The organism is Dietzia sp. E1, from assembly GCF_014145015.1.
In the GTDB taxonomy this organism is placed as follows: Bacteria; Actinomycetota; Actinomycetes; order Mycobacteriales; family Mycobacteriaceae; genus Dietzia; species Dietzia cinnamea_A.
Genome location: NZ_JAALDU010000415.1, coordinates 1 through 1,219, shown reverse-complemented (window position 1 = coordinate 1,219; position 1,219 = coordinate 1). Strand labels below are relative to the sequence as shown.

Below are 1,219 nucleotides of genomic sequence, written 5' to 3'. Positions count from 1 at the left end.
GCGCTCCGCCACCACCCCGGCCGGGCGTCGCGCTCCCGGGCCACGCGGTGCAGACATCTGGCCCCCGACGCCGGTCCCGCCACCGCCGCGTCGGGGACCCGGCCCGCGGTGCGCTCGGCGTCCTCCATCGCCGTCCATCATGGCCCAGCCGCCCAGCGCACGACGGTCCGGTCCTCAGTGCCCGGCAATTCGCCTAGGCTGGAGATCTGATGATCGCGACGAGAGAAGGATCGACGCCCATGGGCAAGCTGACGACCTACCGCGACAAGCGTGCCGGACTCCGGGCCCATGCCGCGGCCCTCAAGTCCACCGCCATGACCGAGGCCAAGCTCGCGGCCAAGGAGACCCGCAAGCAGGCCAGGGAGGCCCACCGCGTGGAACTGGCCGAGGCCAAGAAGCGCGCCAAGCTCGAGGGCAAGAACGCCGACCGCAAGGCCAAGCGGGAGGAGAAGCGCGCCGAGAAGCAGAACAAGCTCGACCGCAAGGCCGCCAAGCGGGACCGGAAGGCCGAGAAGGTCCACGCCAAGGAGGAGCGCAAGACCATCAAGCGCGAGGCCAAGATCCTGGCCAAGGACCGGAAGCTCGCCGAGAAGATCGACGCCGCCGGCCGCAAGCACGAGTACCAGCTGGCGGAGATGGAGCTCGACAAGCTCAAGAGCACCAAACTCAACAAGGACGACGTGCAGCGCTGGCTGAACATGGCCAAGGTCGCCACCCCGGTGCTGCTGCCGCTGGTCTACAAGGTCGTGTCCAACGCGCAGAGCTCCGATAAGACCGCCGAGGCCGGCGGGGTCGACCTCAAGGCCGCCGGCATCAACGCCACCGGCCCCGGTGCCGCCCTGGGTGCGCGGATCGTCCGCCTCGAGCGGACCCTCGACCAGCTCGAGACGAGCCGCGGTGGCGAGCGGGAGGTCAAGGACTTCGTCGCATCCACCCGCACGCGCCTGACCGACCTGCGCACGGCCGTCGAGACCGCCGAGACCACGCCCACCGCGCAGCGGCGCGAGATCCACTCCTCGATCTCCGGCGAGCTCGACCGCGTGAACAAGGACGTCCTGGCCCGCCTGGGGGTCAAGGCGTGACCCAGCTGGACTTCGCTTCCGCGCGGTCCGGGCGTCCGACGGAGGCCGGGCGTACTGCGGGGGCCGGGCGTTCGCCGCTGCGTCGGCGCCTGGGTTCGGTCGCGGTGGCGGCCGCGCTGCTCGGCGGCGCCACCGCC

Annotated in this window: 1 protein-coding gene; it reads left to right on the top strand. The window is 71.5% G+C overall.

Translation table 11 applies throughout. The features are described from left to right. The first annotated feature begins 239 nt into the window (after positions 1–239). Positions 240–1,082: a DUF6474 family protein gene (locus tag G6030_RS13215; RefSeq protein ID WP_182643437.1), complete on the top strand. Its 843-nt coding sequence runs from the start codon at positions 240–242 to the stop codon at positions 1,080–1,082. The last annotated feature ends 137 nt before the right edge of the window (positions 1,083–1,219 follow it).

What these genes read in the sequence shown, in the direction of transcription:
- G6030_RS13215 (WP_182643437.1), top strand. Translation starts at nt 240, where the DNA reads ATGGGCAAGCTGACGACCTACCGCGACAAGCGTGCCGGACTCCGGGCC.